We start from the raw sequence: 26,599 nt of genomic DNA on the forward strand, positions 1-26,599 counted from the left end.
AGACATGATTTAGAATGACCAACTGACTATTTCCGGGCACAATTATTTAAAACGATGCGTTAACACGGCGGTCAAATCTTTAGATAGTACATTAAGAATACTAATTACTTTCGCATATTCCATACGAGTCGGGCCCAAGATTCCAATGGTTCCAAGTGCCTCACCTTCTACAGAATAAGTTGCTGTAATCAGACTGCAATTGGAAAATGCCTCATGCTTATTCTCGGTTCCAATCCGAACCTGTACACCTGTTGTGCCCATCTTAGGTGTCATCATTTTCAGCATAGTTGGAGTCTCTTCCAAAAGATCAAAGATATCTTTTACTTTCTCCACATCTCTAAACTCCGGCTGGTTGAGCATATTCGTTGTGCCGCTGAGATAAAGACGATGTTCCGATTCTCCATCGAGTGCCGAGTCAAGCAGGTGCATGAAACCTTCGTAATGAAAGATATGTTTCTCCATCTCTTTTGCAATCTCAGTGTGCAGTCTAGCTTTCAATTTATATAAAGGTACTCCCACCAGTTTGCTGTTCAGCAGATTCACTACTCGCTCCATTTCTGATAATGGAATGCCAGGAGGAAGACTTACTGTCTTATTCTCCACTTGGCCTGTGCTGGTTACAATAATCGCCACTGCTAAATTCTCACCCAGCGGTAAAAGCTGAAAATGACGAAGCGAGGTATGAAACACCTCTGGACCCAGCAGGATCGAAGTATAACTGGTCATATGGGATAAGATGGTCGAAGCATGCTGTATCACTTGTTCCATCGCATTTAATTTTTCAGCAAAAAAAGATTTGAGCTGTTGCAGCTCAGAGGGCTCCGTTTCATTCCAAGGAACCAAATGGTCAACATAATAACGATATCCTTTATGTGAAGGAATGCGGCCGGCAGATGTATGCGGCTGCTCCAAAAATCCCATTTCCTCCAGGTCAGACATTTCGTTACGGATTGTTGCCGGACTATATCCAACATCGCCCCTTTTTGAAATGCTACGGGATCCCACGGGTTCCGCCGAACGGATATAATCGTCAACAATAGCATTCAAAATCAGTCGTTGTCGCTCGGTTAACATACGTGTGCCCCTCCCTAAATTAAATGTGGTGTTTTTTATCGTTAGCACTCAACTCTAACGAGTGCTAATCAATAATACAAAAATACCAAACAGACCTGAACGTTGTCAAGTCGGTTTGGACTTTTCAGCTGCTTAACTCACGCCTATACCCGCACTAATTGCAAAAATAGTGATAAACACAAGCAGACCAAGTGTAAGCCATTTTTTATTCCATTTTTGCAAAATCATTGATAATAAGATGAAAAAGAAAAAAATAGCACTGCCGATCAGACCAATATATGCAAGCATCTGCATAGAGCGTTATCTCCTTTTCAGACGGTATTAGTAAACATACCCTCCTACTATATCAGCCGCTCGTAAGACGTCTGTTACATTTATCACAGTTTCATCTTGAACCAAATGCAGACTTTAAAATACATAATAGCCGCGAAGGAGATCAGAATAAAAATGTTTCTTTCCCCCCGCAGCTCATTGATTCGCTTCTATTCACTTAGTACTTTTAATACGGCAATTTCGTCACAGCAGCTCTGTTTACTACAGTGAACGCAATCCGTCCATACCTTTTCCGGAAAAATCTCTTTGCTTACGATAACGAAACCATTCTTCTCGAAAAAAGACACCTCATACGTAAGAGCCATGATTTTCGGTATTTGAAGTTCTCTGGCTTCCTCTACGAGTTTGTCTAACAGCAAGGAACCGATCCCTTGGCCTTTGTGGCCCTCCGAGATTCCAAGCGATCTGACTTCCACCAGATCATTCCCCAATTGGCATAAAGAGCCGCATCCAACGACGTTTCCATCGACTTCAGCCACAACAAAAAGATCAATCTGCCTCTCGAGCACGTCTCGCGAGCGGGGAAGCATAATTCCTCTCTCTGCATAGCCTTTAATCATCAGGTATAATGAATCAACATCTTTGGGCGACGCTTTTCTGCATACCGCGGTCATGATTTTCTCTCCTCCTATGTATGATCCATCAATATTTGTATAAATATACAACATGACGCATAGAAGTTCAAGATATTATTTAACGGTTATCGCACCTATGAATTCAGCAAACACTTCATTCCCGTACAGGACTCCCTGGCTGCTTAAGCGATACATGTCACCTTCCGCTTCCAAGAGTCCTGCATGCAACATTTTATGCAGCGGTTTTGCAAATATGTCTTCCAATTTCACATGAAATTGCTGTTCAAATCGTGTACTTGAGACACCCTCCAGCATACGAAGCCCTACCATCAAGAAATCTTCCATTGCTTCTTCTTTAGAGATCGTAAAAGTTTCTAGGCGCGGCAGTCCTTTTTCGGTCGCTTCATTATAAGGATTAACCCCGCGAATATTCATATGACGCTGTCTATGGACGTATCCATGCGCTCCCGCTCCAAGACCATAATAATCTTCATTTCTCCAATAGGTGATATTATGACGGCTTTCTTTGCCTGGTTTGGCAAAGTTACTAATCTCATATTGATTGTATCCTGCTTCCTTCATACGTTCCATTAACAAGAGATACATTTTAAGTTCATGATCTTCACTTGGCAGCGGCAGCTGGTTCTTTTGGAACATCGTGTGGAATAAAGTATTCTCTTCTACTTTAAGTCCATAGATTGAATAATGAGGAAGATCTAGTTCGAGCGCACGTGTAATACTGTCAGAAAGCATCTCTACCGTCTGATTTGGCAAACCAAACATTAAATCTATAGAGAGGTTAGTCAGACCGGTTTTGCGTGCATTCTCAAGACTGCGATAGACATCATCTGTATTATGGATACGGCCAATCCCTGTTAATAGTTCATTTTGGAAAGCTTGTACTCCAAAACTAACCCGGTTAACTCCGCCTTCTTTCATTACTGCCATTTTTTCTAGATCCGTCGTACCTGGATTTGCTTCCATTGAGAATTCAATGTCATCTGACCAGTTAGGGAAATACGTACGAACTGTTTTCAAAAAATAAGCCATTTCATCTGGTTTAAGTACCGTCGGCGTACCTCCCCCGACAAAAATCGTTTTAATCTCACCCGGAGGCGTTTGTGTTACTGTATATTCCATCTCCCGCTCGAGCGCTTCTAAATATTTCATAACCGGCTGATCTTTCAGAACATACGAGTTGAAGTCACAGTAGAAACATTTATTGGTGCAAAAAGGAATATGAATATACACCGCTTGAGGTGCGGATTGTTGCCCAGCTAGCTTCTCATGAGTCACGCGGGTATACCCCCTTATATTTATACATCGTGTAAGGAATCATTGTATCGTTATTATAGAAAAAAGGAAAGCCAGAGCGGCTTTCCTTTTGAATGCTTAACTTGAAAAGACTTCAATCGTACAATTATTTATTCATGCACACTTTTCGTGGTGCAAGACTGAAAGAATTGTTCAATCAACCATTCACGCGCACTGTTCATGGCGCCGAATGAACCAATCGTACAATCAACCATACATGCACACTTTTCGTGGAGCAACGAATGAATCAATCGTACAATCAACCATTTATGCACACTTTATCGTGGTGCACCGAATGAACCAATCGTACAATCAACCATTCATGCACACTTTTCGTGATGCACCGAATGGTTGATTGTAGGTCAAATGAAATGTCTTAAAATTGATGATTAATCATCAATTTTTAAGACTGCCATAAACGCTTCCTGCGGAACCTCTACGTTACCAACCTGCTTCATCCGCTTTTTACCTTCTTTTTGCTTCTCAAGCAGTTTCCGTTTACGTGAGATATCACCGCCGTAACATTTAGACAATACGTTTTTACGCATCGCCTTAATCGTCTCCCGCGCTACTACTTTCGTACCTACGGAAGCCTGAATTGGCACCTCAAACATTTGACGTGGAATAAGTCCGCGCAGTTTCTCACAAATAACACGGCCGCGTTGATATGCACGTTCGCGGTGAACGATAAAGGACAGCGCATCAACCTGCTCTCCGTTCAGCAAAATATCCATCTTCACGAGGTTCGACACGCGATACCCGCAAACTTCATAATCGTAGGACGCATATCCCTTAGTGCTTGATTTCAACTGATCAAAGAAATCATATACAATTTCCGCAAGCGGAATTTCATACGTAATTGTTACACGGTTCGCATCGAGATACTCCATGTTGACGTATTCCCCACGTTTGTTCTGACAAAGTTCCATAACTGTACCTACATAATCATTCGGTACAATAATATCTGCCTTTACATATGGTTCTTCGACATGATCAATTCGTCCGATTTCCGGATAATTGGATGGGTTATCAATCTCGATCACTTCACCATTCGTCAGCTTAATGCGATAAATAACGCTTGGCGCTGTCGTAATGAGTGGAATGTTGAATTCACGTTCAATCCGCTCCTGAATAACATCCATATGAAGCAGACCCAAGAATCCACAACGGAAACCAAAGCCAAGTGCGCTGGATGTTTCCGGTTCAAAGCTGAGAGATGCATCATTAAGTTGCAGCTTCTCTAATGCTTCGCGTAGATCATTATAGTCCGATGTCTCAATTGGGTAGAGACCGCAGTATACCATCGGATTGATTTTACGATACCCAGGCAACGGTTCCGGTGCAGGATTCTTCGCATCCGTGATTGTATCCCCGACACGTGTATCTCCGACATGCTTAATTCCTGCAACAACAAACCCTACATCACCCACGTTAAGCTCGTCCACAATCGTCATACGCGGCATAAATGAGCCAACTTCAATGACTTCAAAAGTCTTGTCCGTTGCCATCATTTTGATCTTCGAACCGGCTTTGATCTTCCCGTCAACGACGCGAATATATACGATAACCCCTTTATAAGGATCATAGTGCGAGTCGAAAATAAGTGCCTTCAGCGGCTTGTCTGGATCGCCCGTAGGTGCAGGAACCCCTGTAACCACTTGCTCCAGAATCTCTTTAATGCCAATTCCTGCTTTAGCAGAAGCAAGAACCGCATCACTTGCGTCAAGACCAATTACATCTTCAATCTCCTGTTTAACCCGTTCCGGGTCTGCACTTGGAAGATCGATCTTGTTAATAACCGGTAGGATCTCCAGGTTATTATCAAGTGCCAAATACACATTTGCCAGCGTCTGGGCTTCAATGCCCTGTGCCGCATCCACCACTAGAAGCGCGCCTTCACAAGCAGCAAGACTTCTTGATACCTCGTACGTAAAATCGACGTGTCCCGGTGTATCAATCAGGTTAAGAAGATATTCTTCACCGTCATCTGCTTTGTAAGTAAGTCGCACTGCTTGCAGTTTAATGGTAATTCCGCGTTCCCGCTCCAAGTCCATCTGGTCAAGTACCTGCTCCTGCATTTCGCGCGAAGTCAGTGCACCCGTGTACTCCAGAATACGGTCAGCCAAAGTAGATTTACCATGGTCTATATGTGCAATAATACTAAAATTTCTAATTTTTCGTTGTCTTGCTTGAATGTCTGTCATGCCTTACCCCCACAAACAGCCTAATGTCAATCATCTCATTATAACAGTAAGCGGAACAGCCTTCAATAAGAGGAGAGCCAAAGTTGTTCTTATCAGGAAATTCTCCTGTTTTTTCCACGATTATCTAATCGGTTATGCCGTTAAAGAGCGAAACGACCCATCGAATCCCGCTTTGGGAAGCTTGCTGCAAGAGTCCGGCGGTCTTTTCTGCAAATCGGTCAACTGCCGGTTCTTTTCCCGGTTCAGTTACTAGTACCTCTCTCGGGGTAATGACCTGTGGTTTAGTCTGTACTATTACCGGTTTTTCCTCTAATAATACGGTTTCCTGCTGCAATACAGGCTGTGTTAATTCTCCGGAAGACGGCAATTCTGACCTCTTCTTATCCGACGTATTAAGACTTTCCCCTGCGATCTGCATTCCAAGCAGTATTCCAAATAGGATAAGTACCATAAACATGAATAATCTTTTGGTAAAAGACGACATGCTATTCCCTCCGTCCATGAAATCGTGGTCTAGCCCTTATTTGAACTGCTTGGATTCTGATCCGTACTTGCTTTATCGATCGATTGGTCTTCCATATATACTTCCGCGATGATGTCTGCCAAAGCTTCTGATGTACGTTTAAGCTCTGCATCGGTGTTATCAATACCGCCAATCTCAATCAAAATACTTTTCTCGGACAAGGACTGGTTATATTCACCATTGTTTCCTCCTCCGCCATTCTTACCCCATACCCCTCTTGAAAGGCCTGGATACAATTTCTCCATTTTTTTATGAATTTTGGCGGCAAAAGCTTCGTTTTTCTCCCAATTGGGATTATCATGACCAATGATAAAAAAGACTTTCGCATAGTTCTTTCCGTTAATCGTTGCTGTTGATTTATCATGCCGGGAAGAATCCCGATGAATATCGATGAGATACGTGAGATCCTCATTTGCAGCCATTGCTGCTTTGATGGTTTCTCTTGAATATTTATAAGAATAATTCCAGTTATAATCTTTTTTTGTAGACACATAATCTTCCGTCTCATGCAGAGCACCGATCCCCTGTGACTCGAGACGCTTCGTAAGATAACTTCCCGGCAAGAACACATTAGCACTCGCTTTCGGGGAGGAGGGGTTATTGCTCTTCGTTCCCAGCAGCGGATTATAGGCTTCATGCGGGTGAGTATGATAGATAAGCACTGTTTTCTTTTTCACTTCGGCAGGGCTTTGATTTTCCGTAACCTTACCTGGTACTTCCGTGGCAGGATCGGTGTTGCTAGGAGCCGGTGACTCACCTGGATCAGGACTCGGTTCAGGATCAGGTTCTGCTTGGCCTGGTGTTTCCCCGCTGGACTCAGCAACGTACCCTGGATCAGGCTGGTAGTCTTGCGGAGCCTCTGCCTTTTCGTTGCCTGAACCAATACGCAGCAGTACCGGTTCATTCGTCCCCATACCTGGAACCTGACTTGCAATAAGGCTTTTCGGATTCAGTGGATCTACACCTGTCAGCATTTCAAACACAAAGGAAGTGATTTGTTCCCCCGTTATTTCGGATTGCTGTTTGCCCTGAGCAAGATGAGGCAGTTCCATTCCGAGCATATCCATGAAAATTCCGCTTGATATGGAACCCGCAAAACCTTTCATAGACGATATGGAGGAGGTGCTCAGTTTTCGCTCTGCCATCCCTCCAAGACCTAACACAACAAAAAATAAAGCGGAAACCATGATAAGCAGCATGAGTGCTTTTCCTGTTGCTAACATCCTAAGAACGCCAGCTCTCCATTTTGCTACATTCCATGTTTGTATTTTATTCATTTGAACTTGTCCACCTCCGTAAGCACTTATAGCCGAAGTACATCTATGCTTCTCGTGATAAGCGTAAGAGATTCACTCCTCTTTCTTGCAAATCTCTCATACTTCAAAACTATGAACCGGAGGAAACAAGTAGAACTAAAATAATAGAAACAAAAAAAGAAGACCGATAGATTCGGCCTTCTTTTTTGATCTTCTTGCTTAGTCTTCTGATTCGATCTTCGAATTCGGTCTTCAGATTCGGTCTTCACTTCACGGCATTCTTTGTTAGTGGGTATAAGAAGCTACGTTACTAAGATCAACGGCTTCATGAAGTGCCGCATTTAATCCGCTTGCAATAATATTCGCGATATCTTCAATAAAATCATCAATTTCTTTTGGAGTAACGATCAGATCATGACCAAGCGGCTCAAGTACTTCTTTCACAAGCCCCAGTCGTTCCTGTTCACTTATATCATTAAGTACACCAAGAATTTGACGACCGGATTTTGTTTCTTTGGCAAAATGAGCCTTCATCAGCTCAAACGTTGTATTCACGATAGTTGAAGCGTAACAAACCGTTGGCACGCCAATGGCTATACAGGGAACACCCAAAATTTCCTTTGTAATTCCTTTGCGTTTGTTACCAATTCCGGACCCAGGATGTATGCCGATGTCCGCAACCTGAATCGTCGTGTTGATGCGTTCGAGTGATCTAGAAGCTAGCGAGTCAATCGCAATGATCAGATCAGGCCTTGTACGCTCTACAATGCCTTGCACCGTCTCGCTGGTTTCAATCCCCGTCAGGCCAAGCACCCCTGGAGCAATCGCACTTACATTTCGGTACCCGGGGGAAACCTGGTCTGGCATGAGTTCAAAGTATTGTCGAGTCACCATTGTATTCTCAACAACAAGCGGACCCAGTGAATCCGGGGTGACATTCCAGTTACCTAACCCCACGATCAGGACCTTCGCCGTTTTCGATATTCCAATTTTCGCAATAAAATCTTCCATTTCTTTTGTAAAAGTAGCTGTAACTTTCTCCTGAAGTGTCGTATCACCATTGCGAAGTTTTGGAACTTCGAGTGTGACATAGTGTCCAATAATACGTCCGATTCGATTTGAACCTTCTTCGTTTAGTACATCTAGTCTGGTAACTTTAATATCTCCAAACTGCTCTACTTCTTCCTCTACGCCTGGAATGGGGGAACGATCCTGCATTTGAGCCAGTTCTCTAGCTTCCACTGCTAAATCAGTGCGCACGCCATATTTTTGCAAATCCAGTGTCATTTGGTTATGATCCTCCCTCAAAATACAGATATCTTGTAGTTTGTGACAACGGCCTTTAATTATTCAAATGTTTTTCCAATTTTGTTTTGCAGGCTTGTCTCATGTTATCCTTGCTTTTTAAGGGGTCTCGTGCTAGAATATTTTAAGTTGTGAAAGGTTTGTATTTCATAAGTATTGCCTTAACAGGAGGTGAATGTAATGCCAAACATCAAATCCGCTGTAAAACGCGTGAAAACAAATGATAAACGTCGTGCTTTGAACGCTTCCCAGAAGTCTGCTCTTCGTACTTCCGTTAAAGCTGCTGACCAAGCTCTGGCTACTAACGAAGTTGAAACAGCTAAAGCTGCGATTCAAGCTGCTTCCAGAAGCCTGGACAAAGCTGTAACTAAAGGTCTTGTTCATAAAAATGCTGCAGCTCGTAAGAAATCCCGCTTGGCCAAAAAATTGAACGCTCTTACTAACGCGTAAGCAGCGCTTTCCATAACGACTAGGCAAAAAACCTGAACAGCTCTGCTGATCAGGTTTTTTTAGTATGTCCTCCACCCGCGATAAATACTTATATGTTTTTCTCTCTCCTTACACTAATCCGAATCCGAATCAGGCATGATCATCAAAAAAACAGCGCCAAAGAGACGCTGTTTCGATCTTTCTACTTATTTCCAAGCTAAAAAGAATAGGTATTGAAATGAATACTACTCAGGTGAGTTACGAATGACTTCCAAGCCTTAGTAAAAATAACTCTAAGCCAAGCACTTTATCGATAGCCCCTGTTTTCATCTGATAATCAAGATCAGCAAGGGACTTCAAAATGAACCGAAGCCGGTCGGCTGGGAATTTTTTCGACTGTTCGCCTGCTATTTTGACCGCATAAGGATGCAGCCCGAGCTGACTTGCAATTTGCTGTTGTGAATAGCTTTGTGCCCCCAGCTCTTTCACTTGCAAAATAATCCGGAATTGCCTTGAGATCAGGGCAGCAATTTTGATGGGTTCTTCTTTTTGCTTCAGAAGTTCATAGAAGATATCCAGTGCTTTTCCTAATCTTAGATTTGCAATATCTTCGACCATAGCAAAAATATTCTGTTCCGTATTTCGAGCGACCAGATCCTCCACGTTTACCTTAGATAAAGTTCCACCCTCACCTGCATACAAACAAAGTTTATCTACTTCAGCCGACAAAGTCTGCAGGCTTGTACCTGCACGCGAAATCAGCGTCTCTGCTGCTTCTTGTCCCATCGTTACCTTACGGCTGGCTGCTTGCTTCACTAGCCAACTTGTCAGTTCTTCTCCATGTATCGGTCCAAAAGAGAGTACGGTCGCTTTACTCTTCGTTGTTTTCACGATTTTTTTACGTTCGTCAAGCTTCTCTCCCTGTACTAGGAAAACAAGAATACTATAATCCACAGGATTATCAAGATAGGTAATTAATGTCTCTATCTTATGCTCTATTTTTGTATCTTTCCCCGCTGTAAATAAATTCTGATCTCGAACAAAGATTAACTTGCGGGGAACAAGAAAGGGAACCGTCTCTGCTTCTTCAATGATCTGTTCAATCGGGGTCTCTGCCGTATCATAAGAGGCCATCGCAAAATCTCGATGCTCTTCTTCAATAAGCTGTTCCTTAAGTATATCGGTAAACTGTTTAATGCTATATTTTTCAGTTCCGTACAACAAGTATACGCTAGCCGGCTCTCCCTTTCGAATCGCTTTAACGGCCGTCTTTACGTCCATTCACGTACACACCTCCATCCCTTCTATCCTATCAGAAATCAAGAAAACAACAAAGGGACCTGTTCTGCTAATTTCAAGCAGAACCAGGTCCCCATGTCAACGCATCTATATAAACGAAGGTCCGAATAATGGCTCTAGAAACCATCCGGCCCGCGGTCATACGACGCTTTCCCTTAAAAACTCCATATAAGGAGTTACCCTATACATATTCATACCAGGTGCTTATGGTGCCTGAATGATGACTGTATTTTCATCATTCTTATCATTTGTGCTATTGTCTATTTCTATTTCGTTCATTCAGAAGCTACCTTTTGTTATCGGTGGATTGTGTTTCAGTTTGCGAAGAAGAATGGGTGGTGCTGTTGTCTTCTATCTTTTCAGCTGTTTTTGGGTCTTCCTTTGTAACGGTATAACTATATTTCGTTGTTTTTCCATCCTGCTCTACTTCATAATAATAGGTCAAGCTATCATCTGACCAGCTGCCTTTTACAAAGGTAGATTGGATCTCAATCTCTTGCAAAAGTACTCTTTGGTCCTTCTTAGTCCCGTCCAGACGATAAATACTCAGCTTCTTGTCTTTATAACCTGTTAAGTAAAGTCCATCCGGGGAAAGCCATTTTGGTGAGACCGAAGTTGCTAGACTTGAAATACTGTCATCCAAAGAAAACATACTTATGCTTGAGGTATCTTCACTGCCAAGCGGCTCTTCACTCTCCGTATTAGAAACACTTGTGTCTGGCACTAGAGACTTTTCTGATTCTGGCCCTGTTATTTGTAATTCAGGATCTTCTTTAGATCGGGTTCCTTTGCTGTCCGTTTTTGGATTTTCCATCTTCTTGTTAGGAGTACCTGAAGAAACCGAATTGTTTGGAGAAGTTACCGATTTATCATTATTTTTATCTAATGAAGAATTCGGTACGGTTTTCTGATCAGCAGATGGATTCTCTTTTGGCACAGCCGGATCAGAAGAAACAGACTTGGATTTATCAGGATCCGCAGTGATTGATCTGGATCCATCCCGATCTGCAGGCTCACTAGCGGGTGCCGGCTGCGCTGCGTCTACATTTGGCTTTGCTTGTGAATTATCCTCAGAAGACACCTCGGAATCAGGTTCCTCTATTCCCGGCTTCTCATCAATAGGTTGCGGAGAAATCTCATTATCTTCTTCCTGAACTCCCCCGCCACTTCCCGTTACTGAGCTCGGTCCAAGTTCATTTAAGCTATAGTTCTTATCGATTTCCGCCTGATTTAATTCTTGCGGCTGATGCTGATATACAGCAACACCAAGAACTACAGCTGCCGCTGCTGTACCCATAAGTATTCGTCCCAATCGGGTCTTCCTAAAGCTTCTTAACGTATTTCCTGTATGCACAGACAGAGGAATCATATTATCTTCTTTTTTCATTTCTTGAATAGTGCTGCCTTGCTCTTTACGACCTCGATCTATCTCATCAAGCTGTGGCATAATTCGATCTACCAAGCTGAACGGAGGAGATACATCCGGCAATTTCTCGAGATCGTGAGATAGTTTTTGAAGAATTTGAAACTTTTCAGAGCAGCTTTCACATGTTTTTATATGTGCTAGTAACTCTTCTTTCTCTTTATCATTCAGATCATGGTCAATATATCGGTGCATACGCTCTACCACCTCTTGGCATTTCATCTAGGTTACACCACCTTTCTGATACTCCTGTAATAGACTTTGCAATTGTTGTCTTGCCCTAAACAAATAAGATTTCACCGTATTCAGCGGCAGATCCAAACAGTCTGCAATTTCATTGTAAGAGAGTTCTTGCAAATACCTGAGCACAATGACCGTTCGATGATGCTCGGGGAGTTGACTAATCGCCTCTTGTACATCTTGTGAAACATAAGTAAGCATCACTTCATGTTCTACATCTTGACGTCCCTCAAATACCATCTCATGTTCATCAATCGATACCGTAGGCTTTGTTCTTCTGAATTTATCAATACAAATATTTGTTACTATACGCTGTACCCACGTTTTAAACTGTGCTTTTTCTTCGTACGAGTTGATCTTGGTATATATTCGAATAAGTGCTTCTTGTGCAGCGTCTAGTGCATCTTGTTCATTATTTAAAATATAATAAGCAGTTTTGTAGACGTGCTGTTCTATGTCTCTCAATAGGGTAATTAATGCGTCGCGATCGCCTGATTGAGCGGCTCTGATGAGTCCCTGCTCTACCACAAAGGATCCCCCTCTCCTTGTATCTTTACTGACGTGCCATAATATAAAATTGTTGCAACATTATGCCAAATTTAAACGTTTTATTATCACACGAAGGATCTTATGTAATTTTAACCAAAAATAAGGTAATTGAAGTAAAAGCTTCCTATAGAATATCAAATATATAGGACTTCGTCATTATTATTTCCAGTTAACCATTTGTATTACTGGTTGTAAATTTATTAATAACCAATTATTAGTTTGTTTATAAAAGACACAAAAAAAGCCGACTTCTTTTACAGAGAAGAGAAACCAATGTAAAAGTAGGTCCGCATGTTAGAGTATTTTCTTAAATCTATAAAATGAAAATCAGTATAAATCGATACTTCTTTATATCGGCAGATTACCGCTTAATTTGAAGAGAGAAGTCATTATTTTTTCGCAAAATAAAAAAGCCTCCTGAGAAACAGATCTTCTCCAAGGCTGAATCTATGAAAATTAGATAATATTCACTTGAACCAATAGTGTAAGTCGTTATTTTAATGTACGTTACTGTTCTCACGTAGGAGGCCATATACCTCCAAATCGCTATACTCCGCTATATAATGTATGTAAATATCAATAGGGATTTTGTCTCGATAAACGGTATACTCATAACACTCTTAGTCAAAATAAAAAAGATTATCCCCACATTATGGGAATAATCTTTTTGTATAAGTAAATTAGGATTCATCGTGGCCATGCTTTGACTCTTTAGAATGAACACCGTCATGATTATAAAAATCAATAATAGATCTTGCCACCTGAATTATTTGTTCTTTTAGCTGGAGAGGCTGTATAACTCGAATCTGATTACCAAATCCTAAAATAAATGACTTTGCTTCCTCTTCGGTATCGAAGTTTAGCTTAACCGAAATCCATGATCCCTCTTGTTTCTTCAGATCTTCTATTTTTACAAACCGCCCTGTAAACTTGAGTCTTGCTAGAATGTCAGGAGAAACTTCCACTTGAGCTTCATAACTCGGCAAACTACGAATAAATTGCTGTTTTGATTCTTGCCAGTAACTAGCTAACTCAAAATCATCTGGTCTTTCAAACGGCTCGTCCAGCTTTTCAGCAGTAATGACCCTGGATGCTTTATAGTTTCTTATTTCTCCTTCGACAGCGGCAACTACATACCAAGTATTTCCTTTGGCTACTAGACCCAAGGGTTCCACAATGCGTGTAACCACTGTTCCATCAGCCCGTTCATATTTGATCTTTAGTTTATGTTGATCCCAAACCGCTTGATGCAGTAACTCAAACATTTGAATCACTTCAGTAGATGGACGCCAAGCACTAGAATCAATATGCAGCCGATTCGTAACATCTTTCACCTCACTGTGCAGATTCTTTGGAATGCTGGCGATAAGTTTTTCCCTGGCTTCTGTCCATTCTTGTAAATAGCCGAGGTCCTTTAGAAGCTGCTGGGAAGGAGATAGAAATAAAGACATGATTTCTTCTTTTTTCAATCCCGTAAGACGAGTTCGATAATTCTCCATTAACTGCCAGCCCCCATACTTTCCCCGCCTAGCTACAACAGGAATCCCTGCCACACTTAAAGCTTCCATATCCCGATGTATTGTCCGTTCTGTCACTTCCAATTGTTGTGCCAATTCCTTGGTAGTCAATCTCTCTTGGTTCTGTAATAACAAAAGAATTCGAATCAATCGATCTGCCCGCACCGTATATCACCCTTACTTTTTATATAAAAGAAATGATTTCTTCACTTCTTAATATGACAATAGATGTCTACATTCATGAGTATACTATACTCAATACCGAATAGGAGCTGAAGCTATATGAAACCATTAGAGGGAAAAGTTGCACTCGTTGCAGGCGGAACCCGCGGAGCAGGTCGAGGAATTGCCATGGAATTAGGTGCGGCGGGCGCAACCGTATATGTAACGGGTCGAACAACCAGAAAGCAGATTTCAGAATATGGACGTCCGGAAACAATTGAAGAAACGGCGGAATTAGTAACTGAACTTGGGGGGATTGGTATTCCGGTTCAAGTGGATCATTTAGTCCCCGAACAAGTAGCATCTTTAATAGAGAAAATAGAAAAAGAACAAGGAAAACTTGATATCCTGGTAAACGATATATGGGGCGGAGAATACTTGACGGAGTGGGATACACCGGTGTGGCAGCACTCGCTGGATAAAGGCTTACGCATGCTTCGTCTAGGGGTGGAAACACACTTAATTACAAGCCACTATGCCTTGAAGCTGCTTATTCAAAATAAAGGCGGGCTTGTGGTAGAAATCACCGATGGGACGGCCGATTATAATGCGGATCGCTATCGTTTGTCCCTATTTTATGATCTGACAAAGCAATCTGTCATTCGACTGGCCAAATCGCTTGCTCACGAACTCGCACCTCATGAATGTACAGCTCTTGCTATTACACCAGGCTGGATGCGGTCTGAAATTATGCTTGAAGTCTTCGGTGTCACCGAAGAGAACTGGAGGGATGGCGCGAAAAAAGACCCGCACTTTATCATCTCTGAATCTCCGCGTTATATTGGACGTGCGGTGGCCGCGGTAGCGATGGATGAAAAGAAACATGAACTAAACGGCAGCTCCTGTTCCAGCGGAGAGCTAGCAAAGAGATATCATTTTACAGATATAGATGGTTCACAGCCAGACTGCTTCCGCTATCTAAAAGAAGTACAAGAAGCAGGAAAACCGGCAAACGCTGAAGGATATCGTTAATCATAAATACATTTCTATTCATACTTAGGACATGGAACCCCGGCCGAAAAAGGACCCCGTACCGGGGCTTCCGAATAATTGCCCTATTTCTCACTACCTAAAATACTTCTCGTCTGGATCTTCCCATCCCGAACTCGAATTTGGATTTCTCCCATCGTATCTGTCCTGAAGACTTCACTTTCGTGTTCCTCCAGTCTCTCGGTGACAATCGGATGAGGATGACCATATGTATTATTTACTCCTGCCGAAATAACAGAGAGACGAGGCTGAAAGTAGTTCAGCCACTCTTCCGTCGTAGAAGATTTGCTCCCATGATGAGCAACTTTTAGTACATCGATCGGAAACATTTTACTTTTACCATCGTTATTACTGCCGTTGACACTGTTAGTATGGCTAATCTCGCTAGTAGATTGTTTTTTATCAGCTGAGTTTTTTATCCTATCCAAAATATCCAGCTCTCCAGCACTGTCTACATCGCCCGAAAACAAAAAAGATACTTCCTCCATCTCCATCAGAAATACAACAGATGCATGATTCTGCTCTTCAAGAACAGGCAGTGGTGATATCGCCTCCGCATTATCAGCCGATGTATGAAGAAGATTCTCCTCAGGAGCAATAAAAGAAAGAATGGTCTCTGAATCAGGACGATACTCCATTCCGTCAGAAACTTCATACATGGTCACTTTTTGTTCCAATACCGTCTGTATGAGTTCTTGATAAAAAGGTTTCTCCGTTATCGTTCCATTACTTATGAACTTGGACACAGGTATATTTTCAAATACGGCTTTCAGTCCTCCGGCATGATCTTGATCGGCATGGCTTAGAATGACCGCATCGAGTTTATGAACCCCCCGCTTTTTCAGCAGTGGAACGAGTAGTGATTTCCCTACTTCATATGGATCTCTTCGCTGTTTCCAGCTCGCCTGTTGTCCAAACTGAATAGTGCCTCCACCATCCACGAGAATATGTTTACCTGTAGGCGTAGTGATCAGTATACTATCCCCTTGCCCCACATCAATAAATGCAACCGTTCCTTCCCCCTTGCGATAGGGTCCTTGATAACTAATCGATAGACCTGCTAACAAAACAATAGCCAAGATAATCAGGGTGATTCTCTTTTCAAAAGTAAAAGGTTTCCGTGCAAAATATCCTGCACCTTGGACTGAAAAAAGACTTTCCAGCTCAGGCCAAGCGGATGAAATCTGTACAGCTTGAAACACCTGTTGCAGGCGGGTGCCGCCGCTAAGTAAACCTTGTTTTTTCTCGTTAGTTCGAAATGGATCGAATCCACTCGCAAAAGAAAAAGTGTGACTTTTCCTCCTTACATCCGGCTGTACGGATTGCAACAGCGGCGTGAGCGGAACCGTATCTTCTGAACTCAAAGGAAGCGGCTGTTTGCTTATTTTCCATTCCTTAAGCAGTTGAAAGAGGTAATACAGCAATAAATAATATATAAGGACGATGATAAAGTGCGGTTTAGCCCAAATAAGCACGAACTGATCAAAGGTATTTAGCCAGTTCACAAAATCAAAAGTCCATTGATTCAGCCAAGAGACGAACCATACGATCGGTTTCACGGCAGGTTCCCATATGTAAACAAGCAGCAGCACAAGTGCGCCGAGCGGGAGAATAAGAAAACTAATAAAACTGACAAGCAGGAAATTAGCACCAAATGATAAAAGCGAAAACTGATTGAAATAAAACACGGTCATCGGAAAAGATAGTAACTGAGCCGCAATAGTAATGACCGCTGTTCCTGACAACCACTTGGGCCAAGCATCAAAGTGAGGCTGAAGCAGCGGAACAAAAATCATGAGACCTGCTGTCACCAAAAAGGAGAGCTGAAAACTCACATTTACCAGCATATACGGATCTACCCACAACATAATAAGCGCCGTGAGGCAAAGAATATTGAGCCCATCTTTCATCAGACCCTGCCTCGTCATATACAGTCCCATCATCGACATTATACCTGCTCTCACGACAGAGGGAGATGAGCCCGACAACAACACATAGAACGGGATCAGCAGAAAAGTCACAACAAGTGCCGTCTCCTTACTAAGCCGAAGAAGAGATAATAAGAAAAGTAGACCCGAAACATAAATTGCGACATGCATTCCAGATATTGCGAGAATATGGGTAAGCCCGAGTTTAGAAAAATCCCCGTAGGTATCTGCATCAATCTCATCACCAATACCGATTACAAGACCTTTCATGTATCCCGCATGAGGTTCCTCAAACACAGCTTCCATTTGGCTTCCTAGTTCTTTTCGCGCTGAGTCACTCAGCCTGAATACGATATATTTACTAAACCACGTTTCAAGAGGCTCATGGGCAATTCCTTCTGCCCCTTTTCCTTTGAGCAGCCAGTGAATATGGAGACGGTGTAAATACTGTCCATAATCAAAACTCCCAAAATTCCTCGCTCCCCCCGGGATCTCCAAGGTACCTGTAAACTGGATCTGATCTCCTCGTTTCCATCCCTCTGCTGTCTCTTGTTCTCCTTCTTCCAGCAGCTTAATCTGAACCTGTACCTTTTCCTTAATGTCAGAGAATTCACCTTTTCTTTCCTTTTCCTCATCATCTGAGCCGAGCGGGCGGACACCCTGAAGTGAAAGGACAAACTGTGCCCGGTCTCCGTCAACTTTGACCTTAGATGCAATCGTTCCTTCCACCTCAACGGCCATCCCGGATACTTCAGCAGGTATCACGTTAAGCGTAGTCGGAAGTTTACTCACATTACGTACATCTGTCCACTCCATATAACAAGAAGACACGAGAACAGCCATCAGCAAAACTAGCGAATATACTCTTTGTACTTGTTGCAAATAGAGGAATATACCCAGCAGCAATAAGACACCGAGGAGGATCCTGATCAGGGACCATCCATTATAGAGATAAGCTGCCGAACTCCCCATAATCCAGCATACACAAAATAAAGCAATCGGCCTCCCTTTCAAAGTCCTTTTCCTCCTCAAAAAGAAAAGAAGAACCCTATAAAGAGCCAGCTTTAACACTGTTCTTCATAAGGTTCTTCCTTATTATTTTCAATCCTTATATTCTATTGTTGATCTTATATCTCTAATTAAGCACCGTCATTATAGTCTCTTTTGGAGGTTCATAGGTGCTCAGTGAACGGAAGGTAATCCCTTTTTGCTCCATCATTTGACGCACTTTCGATGTATCTTTCGGATAGGGACGGTGGTATATAATCTCGACGATTCCACTGTTCGCAAGCATATTAGCACAAGTCCAGCAAGGTTCATCTGTTACATAAACACTTGAACCTTCCCGGTCCGCACGATCAGTAAACAACAGCAAATTTTGCTCTGCATGAATCGTACGCACACAGCGCTGTTTCTTGATCATTTCTTCTTTTCCGTCTTTAACGATTAATTCGTACTCTTCCGAAATCATACATCCTGCTTCCAAACAGTCCGGCACACCCATAGGCGCTCCATTATATGCGGTTCCAAGCAGCTTCTTCCCCTGAACGAGAACTGCACCTACATGTCTGCGCGAACACCGGGAACGAGTAGATACCATATAAGCAATATCCATGAAGTACGTATCCCAGTCTTTTCTTACCCCCGTATTCATCCTTTTCCACTTCTCCTTACCTCTAAGTTTAAATGTTTGCAATGTAAGCATTCAGAAAGTCTCGATAAAATAATACTTTAATTTATTACGACATAGGGTGACATTTTCTCAAGCATCTTCATCCCGATCCCCTTAACCTTGGTCAGGTCACTCGGTTTGGTAAAGGAGCCGTGTTCTGTACGATAATCAATAATTGCTTGTGCTTTCTTCTCACCAATACCAGGTAGATTCATCAATTCTTCACGTGATGCTGTATTTACGGCTATTCTGCCATCTGTATTGGCTGAAGATGGAGCGTTCTGACTCTGAGTACCTTGTTCTTCTATAGAAGTAGTCTCGGCAGGCTTTACTGTTTCCTCTTGCGTCGGTTTTGCAACAACTTCAGTAGGTCCTGTCTTATCAATTTCTACTTTTTCTATCTCTTTCTCTACAGTAGGAACTGACGGCTGTATTTCCGGTAAAGTAGTTTTATCCGAAACTGCTGGGCTCTCCTCCTGCTGTGTCTCTGCTGCCGTATCACTCACCGATATAGCTGCCCTGTCATTAATAGCAGTCCATTCCGCAGGCGCCGGGTCACTCTTTCCTCCAAACAAGATTAAACCACTCCCAAGAAAAGCCCCAATCGTTAACAGCACTGTCGCTTTCTTCACCGTATTCAAAACCTCCCAAACGATTATCATTCCTAGGTAAAACTTATCGTCATGTCGTCCAAGTCTTGATGCATACATTAAGAAGAACGTACCCGCGCCAGTACCGTAAAGCAAGAAAGGGGGAACCTCAAGATGTTGAAGGTCGGATTTATAGGAACCGGCAGCATGGGAAGTTTACTCATTAACACCTTCCTTGCTTCCGGAGCACTTGACGCGTATCAAATTACTGCAAGTAATCGAACCCGTGAAAAAGTCGTAAACCTAGCTTCGCTGCATCCAGGTCTTTATCCAGCAAAAACCAATCGTGAGACTGCCGAAAGAAGCAACATTGTATTTCTTTGTATCAAACCGCATGAATTTAAAGAAGTCATCGAATATATTAAACCCGTCGTAACTCCTGATCAGATCATTATTTCGATTACGAGTCCTGTTCAAATTAGACACTTGGAATCCGCCCTACCATGTAAAATCACAAAAATCATTCCGAGTATTACTCACTTAACCGGCAGCGGCGCTTCCTTATGTATTCATGGAAATCGAATGAACGATGAAGACAAACAACGGGTTGAGATGCTGTTCAGCTACATTAGCAGACCGATACGCGTAGAAGAAACCTATACCCGAATCAGCTCTGATTTTAGCAGCTGTGGACCTGCCTTTGTTGCCTTTTTTCTGGAACAATGGGTGGAAGCAGCTGTTCGCAAGACGGGAATCACTTCAGATGAAGCGACTCGTCTTGCGAGTGAAATGCTGCTTGGTACAGGTAAATTACTAGCAGAAGGAGCTGTGACTCCGTCACAGCTCCAAGAACGTGTTGCCGTACCCGGCGGTATAACCGCCAAGGCCTTGAACCTGCTTGATTCAAGCCTCGCGGGTGTATTTGATCAGCTCATTCAGGTCACGCACGCGAAGTACGAAAAAGACCTGGAAGCGCTAGATGCTGAATTTGGTGCAGGTGAGATTAACCGGCAACAATATTAACCAGTTTACCTAGTACTGCAATCACCTTACGGATGGTTTTGCCTTCTAATGCTTCCTTGATTGCAGGAATCTCTAAGCTGAACGCTTCTAGACCTTTTGCATCAAGATCAGCTGCAACGCTTGCGCGCTGTACGATTTTACCGTTAATTTGAATTACGATTTCTACTTCTGCATCAACAGTTAGTGCCTCATCATACTGCGGCCAGGATACATAGCTGATGCTCTCTTCATGACCAAGACGCGACCACAACTCTTCTGCGATATGCGGAGCAAGAGGAGCAAGCATTTGTACAAAGTTCTCCATTGCTTCGCGCGGCAGACGGTCTGCTTTGTACGCATCATTAGTGAAGATCATCAGCTGACTGATCGCTGTATTAAAGCGTAGATGCTCGAGATCATCGGTAACTTTCTTAATTGTTTTATGCCATGTGCGTTTGAAATCGTCATCTCCGCCATCGCCAATTTTCTCATTAAGTGTACCATCTTCATTAATAAACAAACGCCATACACGTGCTAGGAAACGATAAGCTCCTTCTACACCATTCTCGTTCCAAGGTTTGGTTGCCTCAAGCGGCCCCATGAACATTTCGTAAATCCGAAGCGTATCTGCACCGTATTTTTCCACAATTTCATCTGGATTGATTACGTTGCCGCGGGACTTACTCATCTTCTCATTGTTCGTTCCAAGAATCATTCCTTGGTTTACGAGTTTATGGAATGGCTCTTTTGTATCTACGATGCCTAGATCATACAGAACTTTATGCCAGAAACGTGCATAGAGCAAGTGAAGTACGGCATGTTCTGCTCCGCCAATGTACAAGTCAACTGGCAGCCATTCACGTTGTTTTTCTTTGGATACCAGTTCCTTATCATTATGCGGATCAATAAAGCGCAGGTAATACCAGCAGCTTCCAGCCCATTGCGGCATGGTATTGGTCTCACGGCGTGCCTTCATTCCTGTCTCTGGATCGATAGTGTTTACCCAGTCTGTTGCATTAGCAAGCGGAGATTCCCCTGTACCAGACGGCTTAATCTCATCCATCTCTGGAAGCACAAGCGGAAGTTCACTTTCAGGTACAGTTTTCATCGTACCGTCTTCCAGATGCAGAATTGGAATAGGTTCACCCCAATAACGCTGACGGCTGAAGAGCCAGTCACGAAGTCTGTACGTTACTTTTCCTTCGCCTTTTCCATTATCCTCAAGCCAAGCAATTGCTTTGGCAATAGCTTCTTCATTCTCAAGTCCATCCAGCATACCGGAGTTTACGTGAGGGCCATCACCTGTGTAGGCTTCTTTTTCCACATCTCCACCCGATACCACTTCAATGATTTCAAGACCGAATTGTTTTGCAAATTCCCAGTCACGTGAATCATGTGCAGGCACTGCCATAATCGCACCTGTTCCATAACCAGCAAGAACATAATCAGCAATCCATACCGGCAATTTTGCACCACTGATCGGATTAATTGCATATGCGCCAGTAAACACCCCTGTTTTTTCTTTTGCAAGATCTGTACGCTCAAGGTCACTCTTACGTGCCGCTTGATCTTGATATGCTTTTACCGCAGCCTGCTGCTCCGGTTTTGTGATCTTCTCCACCAATTCGTGTTCCGGAGCAAGAACGGCATAAGTTGCGCCAAACAAAGTATCTGGACGTGTCGTAAATACTTTCAGCTGTTCTTCATGTCCTTCCAGCTCAAATGTCACTTCCGCACCTTTGGAGCGTCCAATCCAGTTACGCTGCATATCTTTAATGCTTTCCGCCCAGTCCAGTTCATCCAGATCATCAAGAAGACGGTCTGCATATTCAGTAATCTTTAGTACCCATTGACGCATTGGTTTACGTACGACAGGGAAGCCTCCACGCTCACTTTTCCCATCAATTACTTCTTCGTTTGCAAGAACCGTTCCAAGCTCTTCACACCAGTTCACCGGAACTTCAGATACATAAGCAAGACCACGTTTGTATAGCTGGATAAAGATCCACTGTGTCCACTTATAGTAGTCAGGATCTGTCGTGCTGATCTCACGATCCCAGTCATATGAAAATCCAAGTGATTTAATCTGACGGCGGAAGTTATTAACATTCTTCACCGTTATATCACGCGGATGTTCTCCTGTATCGATTGCATGCTGTTCTGCCGGAAGACCAAAAGCATCCCAACCCATCGGATGCAGAACATTATATCCGCGCATTCTTTTGTAGCGAGATACGATATCAGTCGCTGTATATCCTTCTGGATGTCCTACATGGAGACCCGCTCCAGAAGGATAAGGGAACATATCAAGGGCATAAAACTTTGGTTTATCTGCCTCTTCCCCTGTTTTAAATGTTTTGTTAGCATCCCAATATTGTTGCCATTTCGGCTCAATGGATTGCGGTTGATAGCCGTGCTTCGGCAGTTCTTTCTGACTCAATGTCCATCCTCCTCGTCATATGAAAACGTTAGAACCGGATTACGCCTTGAACGTCATACCATGCCAAAACGTATCACGGACCAACAAAAAAACCTCCGCATCCCATAGCGTATCATCGCTAGGGACGAGAGGTTAGATTCCCGTGGTACCACCCTAGTTAGCGGACATACGTGCTTCGCTGTCCACTCCCTTAAGCACCCTGTAACGGCGGTGAACCGATGAGGCTTCCCCTATAAAATATAGCCTGACCTCATATCTCCAAGGCGAGTTCATACAACCATGGCAACCAGCTTGCACCACCCGCTGGCTCTCTGTTATGCATTGGTTCTATTACTACTCCTCTTCATCGAAAACATGTTAAGTTTAATCGCAATCATTATACAAGACTGTAACAGATAAAGTCAAATAACTCTGTAAACCCCTGGCCCCCGTTCTAATTAAACTAAGAATATATTTAGCTGAAGACTAAACAGGGCAGGGCCAATAGAAAGTGATTCTGCTGATCTCTTATTTTATAGAGCTTTGTCGTCTATAGAATTAAGATAATCTTCAATACTCGTAATTACAGAAGTTACACACCCGTCTTTGAAAGGTGAAATAAGACCTGCCTCTTCCACCAGTTTGGTAAAGGATAAACTTCCTCCTAATTTGCACAAGTGCAAATAATTCGTCCAAGCTGCTTGATAATCCTCTCTAGACTGCTTCCAGAACTGGAATGCACAGATTTGAGCCAGTGTGTAGTCGATATAATAGAATGGAGATTGGTAAATGTGAGCTTGTTTTTGCCAGAAACCGCCTTGATCGAAATAGAGGTTGCTCTCGTAATTCCGATGCGGCAGATATTTACGCTCGATTTCACGCCAAGCTTGTTTACGCTCTGCCGGAGTTGCATCTGGATTACTGTAGACATAATGCTGGAATTCATCCACGGAAACACCATAAGGAATAAATAGAAGAGCACTCGACAAATGATCAAATTTATACTTTTCCACTTCATTTTCAAAGAAGAGATTCATCCACGGCCAGGTTAAGAACTCCATACTCATGGAATGAATTTCAGCCGCTTCATATGTAGGAAATAAATATTCAGGCACTTCGTAATTTCGGCTTTGGTACACCTGAAGTGCATGGCCTGCTTCGTGCGTGAGGACATCAATATCATCTGAAGTCCCATTGAAATTGGAGAAAATAAAAGGAGACTTGTAATCATAAATAAAGGTACAGTAGCCTCCGCTTTGTTTCCCCTTTTTGCTAACCAGATCCATCAGTTCATGGTCCAGCATGTAATTGAAAAACTCGCTCATTTCTGGAGCTAGTTCGTCGTACATTTTTTTACCGTTTTGCAAAATCCATTCGGGATCCCCTTTGGGCGCTGCATTTCCTGATGGGAATACGATATTCTCGTCGTAATAATACAGCTCATCTACCCCGATGCGCTCGCGTTGACGCTCTTTCAGCTTCGTAGCTACCGGAACAATCTCCTCCAGCACTTGTTTACGGAAGCTCGACACCATATCAGCGTTATAGTCCGTTCGATTCATTCTGGCATAACCCATCTCCACAAAGCTCGGAAATCCAAGTTTCTTCGCCATCTTGGTTCTGACTTTCACCAGTTCATCGTAAATCCGGTCAAGCTCTTCTTCATGTTCACTCAAAAAAGCAGTCCGTGCTTCTTCCGCACGTTTACGCATGTTCCGATCGGTAGACCGCATGAAAGGAGCAAGCTGCGATAAGGTACGCTCTTCCCCTTCAAAGAAAATCTTAGCCGAAGCAATCAGTTTTGAATATTCTGTCGTCAGTTTATTCTCTTGTTGCAAGTCACCGATAATGTCCGGACTAAATGTTTTGATGGTAAGCTCTGCGATCTGAAATAACTGCTTACCCCATTTTTTCTCCAGCTCAGCTCTAAAAGGAGAACTCACAAGCGCCTCGTAAAATTCAGTCGTATATTTCTGGAACATCGGCGATGTTTCATCGAAAAAGTCTTGCTCCGCCTTATAGAATTCATCATTGGTATCTACGGAATGGCGAATCGAAACCAGCGTCTCCTGTGTGGATAAAGCCCCGCGCAGTTTGTTGATGGCCGACATAGCCGCTTCCTGTTCATCTGCATTTTTTGCTTCACGGAATGTGGCGAGCAGCCCGTTAAACTCTTGTTCAAAACGTGCCACATCCGGCCGTTCATATGCATATTCACTAAATTTCACTTCCTAAACACCTGCTCTCTATCTCATTTTCTATCCATTATATCCCAAATGGTTTCTTGGTTCTATGTGTAGTTCTCCTATAATTGAATTATGGTTAAAAAAAAGCATCCTTCTCAATAAATCATCGAAAGGATGCTATATAAGCTACTTTTTAACGGCTACAAAAAATAAACGTGATGAATTCTCATTCGCCGGTTCCCACTCAAAATCGGCATAAATATTCACATCATGAAAACCTGCTTTAAGCAGCTGGCCTTTCATCCATTCCGGATCATAAGCTCTCTGATTATGAACTTCTTCAAAACGGTGATATACATCGGGTCCGCTGCCCTCTGCCCGCGTAAAAATGCTTAAATGATGTTCAATCTCATAACTGGCACGGTCTAAATCACAAGTCCAAATATAGGAGATTGATTTTTCATCCAATACAAAAGGCTGCTCTTCCTCATAACGAATAAAAGTGCTCGGGTGATGTACATCAAATAGGAACGTACCGCCTGACTTGAGACCTTGATACGTTTTTTGGAACGTGCGGATAATATCTTCTTCTTTTAGCAAATAATTAATACTGTCACAAAAAGAAATAACGGTATCCACGGGTTCCGGCAGTTCCCAGTTTCTCATATCCTGGTGAATCCAGCGGATCGTTCCTTCACGAAAGAAACGGTTACCCTGCGGAGTTTCTTCTAGCTTTTGCCGTGCTACGGACAGCATATCAGCAGAAAGATCAATCCCCGTTACTTCAAATCCTGATTTAACCAAAGGAATGGTCAGAGAACCGGTACCACAGCCGAGTTCTACCACACTTTTAGGTATTCCATGCTTCTCCCAAGCAATTCTAGCAAATCGAATCCATTCAGGGTAAGGCATGTCTTCCATCAGTTCATCATATACGTAAGCAAATTTGCGATAGGACATAGAAAGCACCACCTTAATGTCAAAAATAAAGTTGAAAATGGAGTGGAAGCGTGGGCAGGATTCTGCTGTTCGCGCGATTCCTGCTTTATGGCTCCAGTGGATGGATGGTTCTTACGAGCGCTGTTGTTTTCGGATTTCTAGGGTTGTATAAAACCAGCCAAGGTAGAAATCCGATAACAAAGGCGCCCGCTTCGCTTCGATAGAACCATTCCATCCACTTCCGCTCTGCTTCCACTTTGTTTTCAAAAATATGGTTGCCCCTAAGTTTAGAGGGGCAACTGGGTGAGTTCCTGCAGTATTACTGGCAGGAACTGTTAGTCAAGGGAAAAACCAAGCATGATTTGAACGCTACGCCTCTCTTCTCTCAAATCATGAACTTTTTTAAAGACAAAACCCTTCATGATTTGGACACTACGCTCCGCTTCTCTCGAATCATGAACTTCTTTCAAAGACAAAACCCTTCATGATTTGGACATTACGCTTTCGCTTCTCTCTAATCATGAACTTCTTTAAAGACAAAACACGTCATGATTTGGACATTATGCTTCGCTTCTCTCGAATCATTAACTTCCTCAAAGACAAAACCTAT

At 42.8% G+C, this 26,599-nt stretch carries 21 protein-coding genes, 1 pseudogene and 1 other annotated feature; of the genes and pseudogenes, 3 read left to right on the forward strand and 19 right to left on the reverse strand.

Going from position 1 to position 26,599, the window contains the following annotated elements:
• Positions 1-42 precede the first annotated feature (42 nt).
• The 8 genes from hrcA to gpr all read right to left on the reverse strand — a co-directional run bounded on the left by hrcA (position 43) and on the right by gpr (position 8,566).
• Positions 43-1,074, reverse strand: a complete 1,032-nt coding sequence (gene hrcA, locus QPK24_RS18240; RefSeq protein WP_285743592.1) for a heat-inducible transcriptional repressor HrcA — start codon at positions 1,072-1,074, stop codon at positions 43-45.
• Positions 1,075-1,206: 132 nt separating this feature from the next.
• Positions 1,207-1,368 carry a hypothetical protein gene (locus QPK24_RS18245; protein WP_285743594.1) on the reverse strand — a complete coding sequence of 54 codons (162 nt, stop codon included), beginning with the start codon at positions 1,366-1,368 and terminating at the stop codon, positions 1,207-1,209.
• Positions 1,369-1,556: 188 nt separating this feature from the next.
• The gene (locus tag QPK24_RS18250; protein ID WP_285743596.1) at positions 1,557-2,021 is read right to left on the reverse strand and encodes an N-acetyltransferase; all 465 of its coding nucleotides are present in this window, start codon (positions 2,019-2,021) and stop codon (positions 1,557-1,559) included.
• 75 nt (positions 2,022-2,096) lie between these two features.
• Complete coding sequence (hemW, locus tag QPK24_RS18255; RefSeq protein WP_285743598.1) at positions 2,097-3,278, reverse strand: radical SAM family heme chaperone HemW; 1,182 nt, start codon at positions 3,276-3,278, stop codon at positions 2,097-2,099.
• A gap of 407 nt (positions 3,279-3,685) precedes the next feature.
• The gene (lepA, locus tag QPK24_RS18260) at positions 3,686-5,500 is read right to left on the reverse strand and encodes a translation elongation factor 4 (RefSeq protein WP_285743600.1); all 1,815 of its coding nucleotides are present in this window, start codon (positions 5,498-5,500) and stop codon (positions 3,686-3,688) included.
• A gap of 124 nt (positions 5,501-5,624) precedes the next feature.
• Positions 5,625-5,984, reverse strand: a complete 360-nt coding sequence (locus tag QPK24_RS18265) for a hypothetical protein (protein WP_285743602.1) — start codon at positions 5,982-5,984, stop codon at positions 5,625-5,627.
• Positions 5,985-6,013: 29 nt separating this feature from the next.
• Positions 6,014-7,300: a stage II sporulation protein P gene (gene spoIIP / locus QPK24_RS18270; protein ID WP_285743604.1), complete on the reverse strand. Its 1,287-nt coding sequence runs from the start codon at positions 7,298-7,300 to the stop codon at positions 6,014-6,016.
• Between the two features lie 264 nt (positions 7,301-7,564).
• A complete protein-coding gene (gpr, locus tag QPK24_RS18275; protein WP_285743606.1) occupies positions 7,565-8,566 on the reverse strand; it encodes a GPR endopeptidase in 1,002 nt (333 codons plus the stop codon).
• A gap of 198 nt (positions 8,567-8,764) precedes the next feature.
• Here gpr and rpsT point away from each other — a divergent pair, with 198 nt between their 5' ends.
• Positions 8,765-9,034, forward strand: coding sequence for a 30S ribosomal protein S20 (rpsT, locus tag QPK24_RS18280; RefSeq protein ID WP_160034046.1), 270 nt, complete (start codon positions 8,765-8,767; stop codon positions 9,032-9,034).
• A gap of 237 nt (positions 9,035-9,271) precedes the next feature.
• Here the strand turns inward: rpsT and holA are convergent, their stop codons facing one another.
• From holA to QPK24_RS18300, 4 genes are all read right to left on the reverse strand, one after another.
• Entirely contained in the window at positions 9,272-10,294 is a 1,023-nt protein-coding gene (gene holA, locus QPK24_RS18285; protein ID WP_285743608.1) for a DNA polymerase III subunit delta, read from the reverse strand.
• A gap of 304 nt (positions 10,295-10,598) precedes the next feature.
• Positions 10,599-11,957: a zf-HC2 domain-containing protein gene (locus QPK24_RS18290; RefSeq protein ID WP_285743610.1), complete on the reverse strand. Its 1,359-nt coding sequence runs from the start codon at positions 11,955-11,957 to the stop codon at positions 10,599-10,601.
• Positions 11,958-12,503, reverse strand: a complete 546-nt coding sequence (locus tag QPK24_RS18295) for an RNA polymerase sigma factor (RefSeq protein WP_160034040.1) — start codon at positions 12,501-12,503, stop codon at positions 11,958-11,960.
• A 701-nt stretch (positions 12,504-13,204) separates the two neighbouring features.
• Complete coding sequence (locus QPK24_RS18300) at positions 13,205-14,206, reverse strand: helix-turn-helix transcriptional regulator (RefSeq protein WP_285743613.1); 1,002 nt, start codon at positions 14,204-14,206, stop codon at positions 13,205-13,207.
• 117 nt (positions 14,207-14,323) lie between these two features.
• Here QPK24_RS18300 and QPK24_RS18305 point away from each other — a divergent pair, with 117 nt between their 5' ends.
• Positions 14,324-15,235 (forward strand): SDR family oxidoreductase, encoded by a 912-nt coding sequence (locus QPK24_RS18305; protein ID WP_285743615.1) that lies wholly within the window; start codon positions 14,324-14,326, stop codon positions 15,233-15,235.
• Positions 15,236-15,318: 83 nt separating this feature from the next.
• On the opposite strand, the gene QPK24_RS18310 is transcribed toward QPK24_RS18305, so the two are convergent.
• From QPK24_RS18310 to QPK24_RS18320, 3 genes are all read right to left on the reverse strand, one after another.
• Positions 15,319-18,195 carry a ComEC/Rec2 family competence protein gene (locus QPK24_RS18310; protein WP_285743617.1) on the reverse strand — a complete coding sequence of 959 codons (2,877 nt, stop codon included), beginning with the start codon at positions 18,193-18,195 and terminating at the stop codon, positions 15,319-15,321.
• Between the two features lie 121 nt (positions 18,196-18,316).
• Positions 18,317-18,835 carry a deoxycytidylate deaminase gene (locus QPK24_RS18315; protein ID WP_285743619.1) on the reverse strand — a complete coding sequence of 173 codons (519 nt, stop codon included), beginning with the start codon at positions 18,833-18,835 and terminating at the stop codon, positions 18,317-18,319.
• A gap of 77 nt (positions 18,836-18,912) precedes the next feature.
• Entirely contained in the window at positions 18,913-19,485 is a 573-nt protein-coding gene (locus QPK24_RS18320) for a ComEA family DNA-binding protein (RefSeq protein WP_285743620.1), read from the reverse strand.
• Positions 19,486-19,602: 117 nt separating this feature from the next.
• On the opposite strand from QPK24_RS18320, the pseudogene comER reads away from it, so the two are divergent.
• A pseudogene (comER, locus tag QPK24_RS18325) lies at positions 19,603-20,466 on the forward strand (late competence protein ComER); the annotation flags it as partial.
• Here comER and leuS read toward each other — a convergent pair.
• The 4 genes from leuS to QPK24_RS18345 all read right to left on the reverse strand — a co-directional run bounded on the left by leuS (position 20,447) and on the right by QPK24_RS18345 (position 26,256).
• Positions 20,447-22,885, reverse strand: coding sequence for a leucine--tRNA ligase (gene leuS, locus QPK24_RS18330; RefSeq protein ID WP_285743621.1), 2,439 nt, complete (start codon positions 22,883-22,885; stop codon positions 20,447-20,449). The pseudogene comER and the gene leuS sit on opposite strands and share 20 nt — an antisense overlap.
• A 117-nt stretch (positions 22,886-23,002) precedes the next feature.
• Positions 23,003-23,241 (reverse strand) — a binding site (T-box leader).
• Between the two features lie 156 nt (positions 23,242-23,397).
• Positions 23,398-25,092 carry a M3 family oligoendopeptidase gene (locus QPK24_RS18335; RefSeq protein WP_285743622.1) on the reverse strand — a complete coding sequence of 565 codons (1,695 nt, stop codon included), beginning with the start codon at positions 25,090-25,092 and terminating at the stop codon, positions 23,398-23,400.
• Between the two features lie 144 nt (positions 25,093-25,236).
• On the reverse strand, positions 25,237-26,010 hold the full coding sequence (locus QPK24_RS18340; RefSeq protein WP_285743623.1) for a class I SAM-dependent DNA methyltransferase: 774 nt from the start codon (positions 26,008-26,010) through the stop codon (positions 25,237-25,239).
• A 111-nt stretch (positions 26,011-26,121) separates the two neighbouring features.
• Positions 26,122-26,256 carry a hypothetical protein gene (locus QPK24_RS18345; RefSeq protein WP_285743624.1) on the reverse strand — a complete coding sequence of 45 codons (135 nt, stop codon included), beginning with the start codon at positions 26,254-26,256 and terminating at the stop codon, positions 26,122-26,124.
• Positions 26,257-26,599: the final 343 nt, after the last annotated feature.

Source organism: Paenibacillus polygoni, from assembly GCF_030263935.1.
In the GTDB taxonomy this organism is placed as follows: Bacteria; Bacillota; Bacilli; order Paenibacillales; family Paenibacillaceae; genus Paenibacillus; species Paenibacillus polygoni.

What these genes read in the sequence shown, in the direction of transcription:
- QPK24_RS18245 (WP_285743594.1), bottom strand. Translation starts at nt 1,368, where the DNA reads ATGCAGATGCTTGCATATATTGGTCTGATCGGCAGTGCTATTTTTTTC.
- spoIIP (WP_285743604.1), bottom strand. Translation starts at nt 7,300, where the DNA reads ATGAATAAAATACAAACATGGAATGTAGCAAAATGGAGAGCTGGCGTT.
- holA (WP_285743608.1), bottom strand. Translation starts at nt 10,294, where the DNA reads ATGGACGTAAAGACGGCCGTTAAAGCGATTCGAAAGGGAGAGCCGGCT.
- QPK24_RS18305 (WP_285743615.1), top strand. Translation starts at nt 14,324, where the DNA reads ATGAAACCATTAGAGGGAAAAGTTGCACTCGTTGCAGGCGGAACCCGC.
- QPK24_RS18265 (WP_285743602.1), bottom strand. Translation starts at nt 5,984, where the DNA reads ATGTCGTCTTTTACCAAAAGATTATTCATGTTTATGGTACTTATCCTA.
- rpsT (WP_160034046.1), top strand. Translation starts at nt 8,765, where the DNA reads ATGCCAAACATCAAATCCGCTGTAAAACGCGTGAAAACAAATGATAAA.
- QPK24_RS18250 (WP_285743596.1), bottom strand. Translation starts at nt 2,021, where the DNA reads ATGACCGCGGTATGCAGAAAAGCGTCGCCCAAAGATGTTGATTCATTA.
- gpr (WP_285743606.1), bottom strand. Translation starts at nt 8,566, where the DNA reads ATGACACTGGATTTGCAAAAATATGGCGTGCGCACTGATTTAGCAGTG.
- QPK24_RS18315 (WP_285743619.1), bottom strand. Translation starts at nt 18,835, where the DNA reads ATGAATACGGGGGTAAGAAAAGACTGGGATACGTACTTCATGGATATT.
- QPK24_RS18290 (WP_285743610.1), bottom strand. Translation starts at nt 11,957, where the DNA reads ATGAAATGCCAAGAGGTGGTAGAGCGTATGCACCGATATATTGACCAT.
- QPK24_RS18340 (WP_285743623.1), bottom strand. Translation starts at nt 26,010, where the DNA reads ATGTCCTATCGCAAATTTGCTTACGTATATGATGAACTGATGGAAGAC.
- lepA (WP_285743600.1), bottom strand. Translation starts at nt 5,500, where the DNA reads ATGACAGACATTCAAGCAAGACAACGAAAAATTAGAAATTTTAGTATT.
- hrcA (WP_285743592.1), bottom strand. Translation starts at nt 1,074, where the DNA reads ATGTTAACCGAGCGACAACGACTGATTTTGAATGCTATTGTTGACGAT.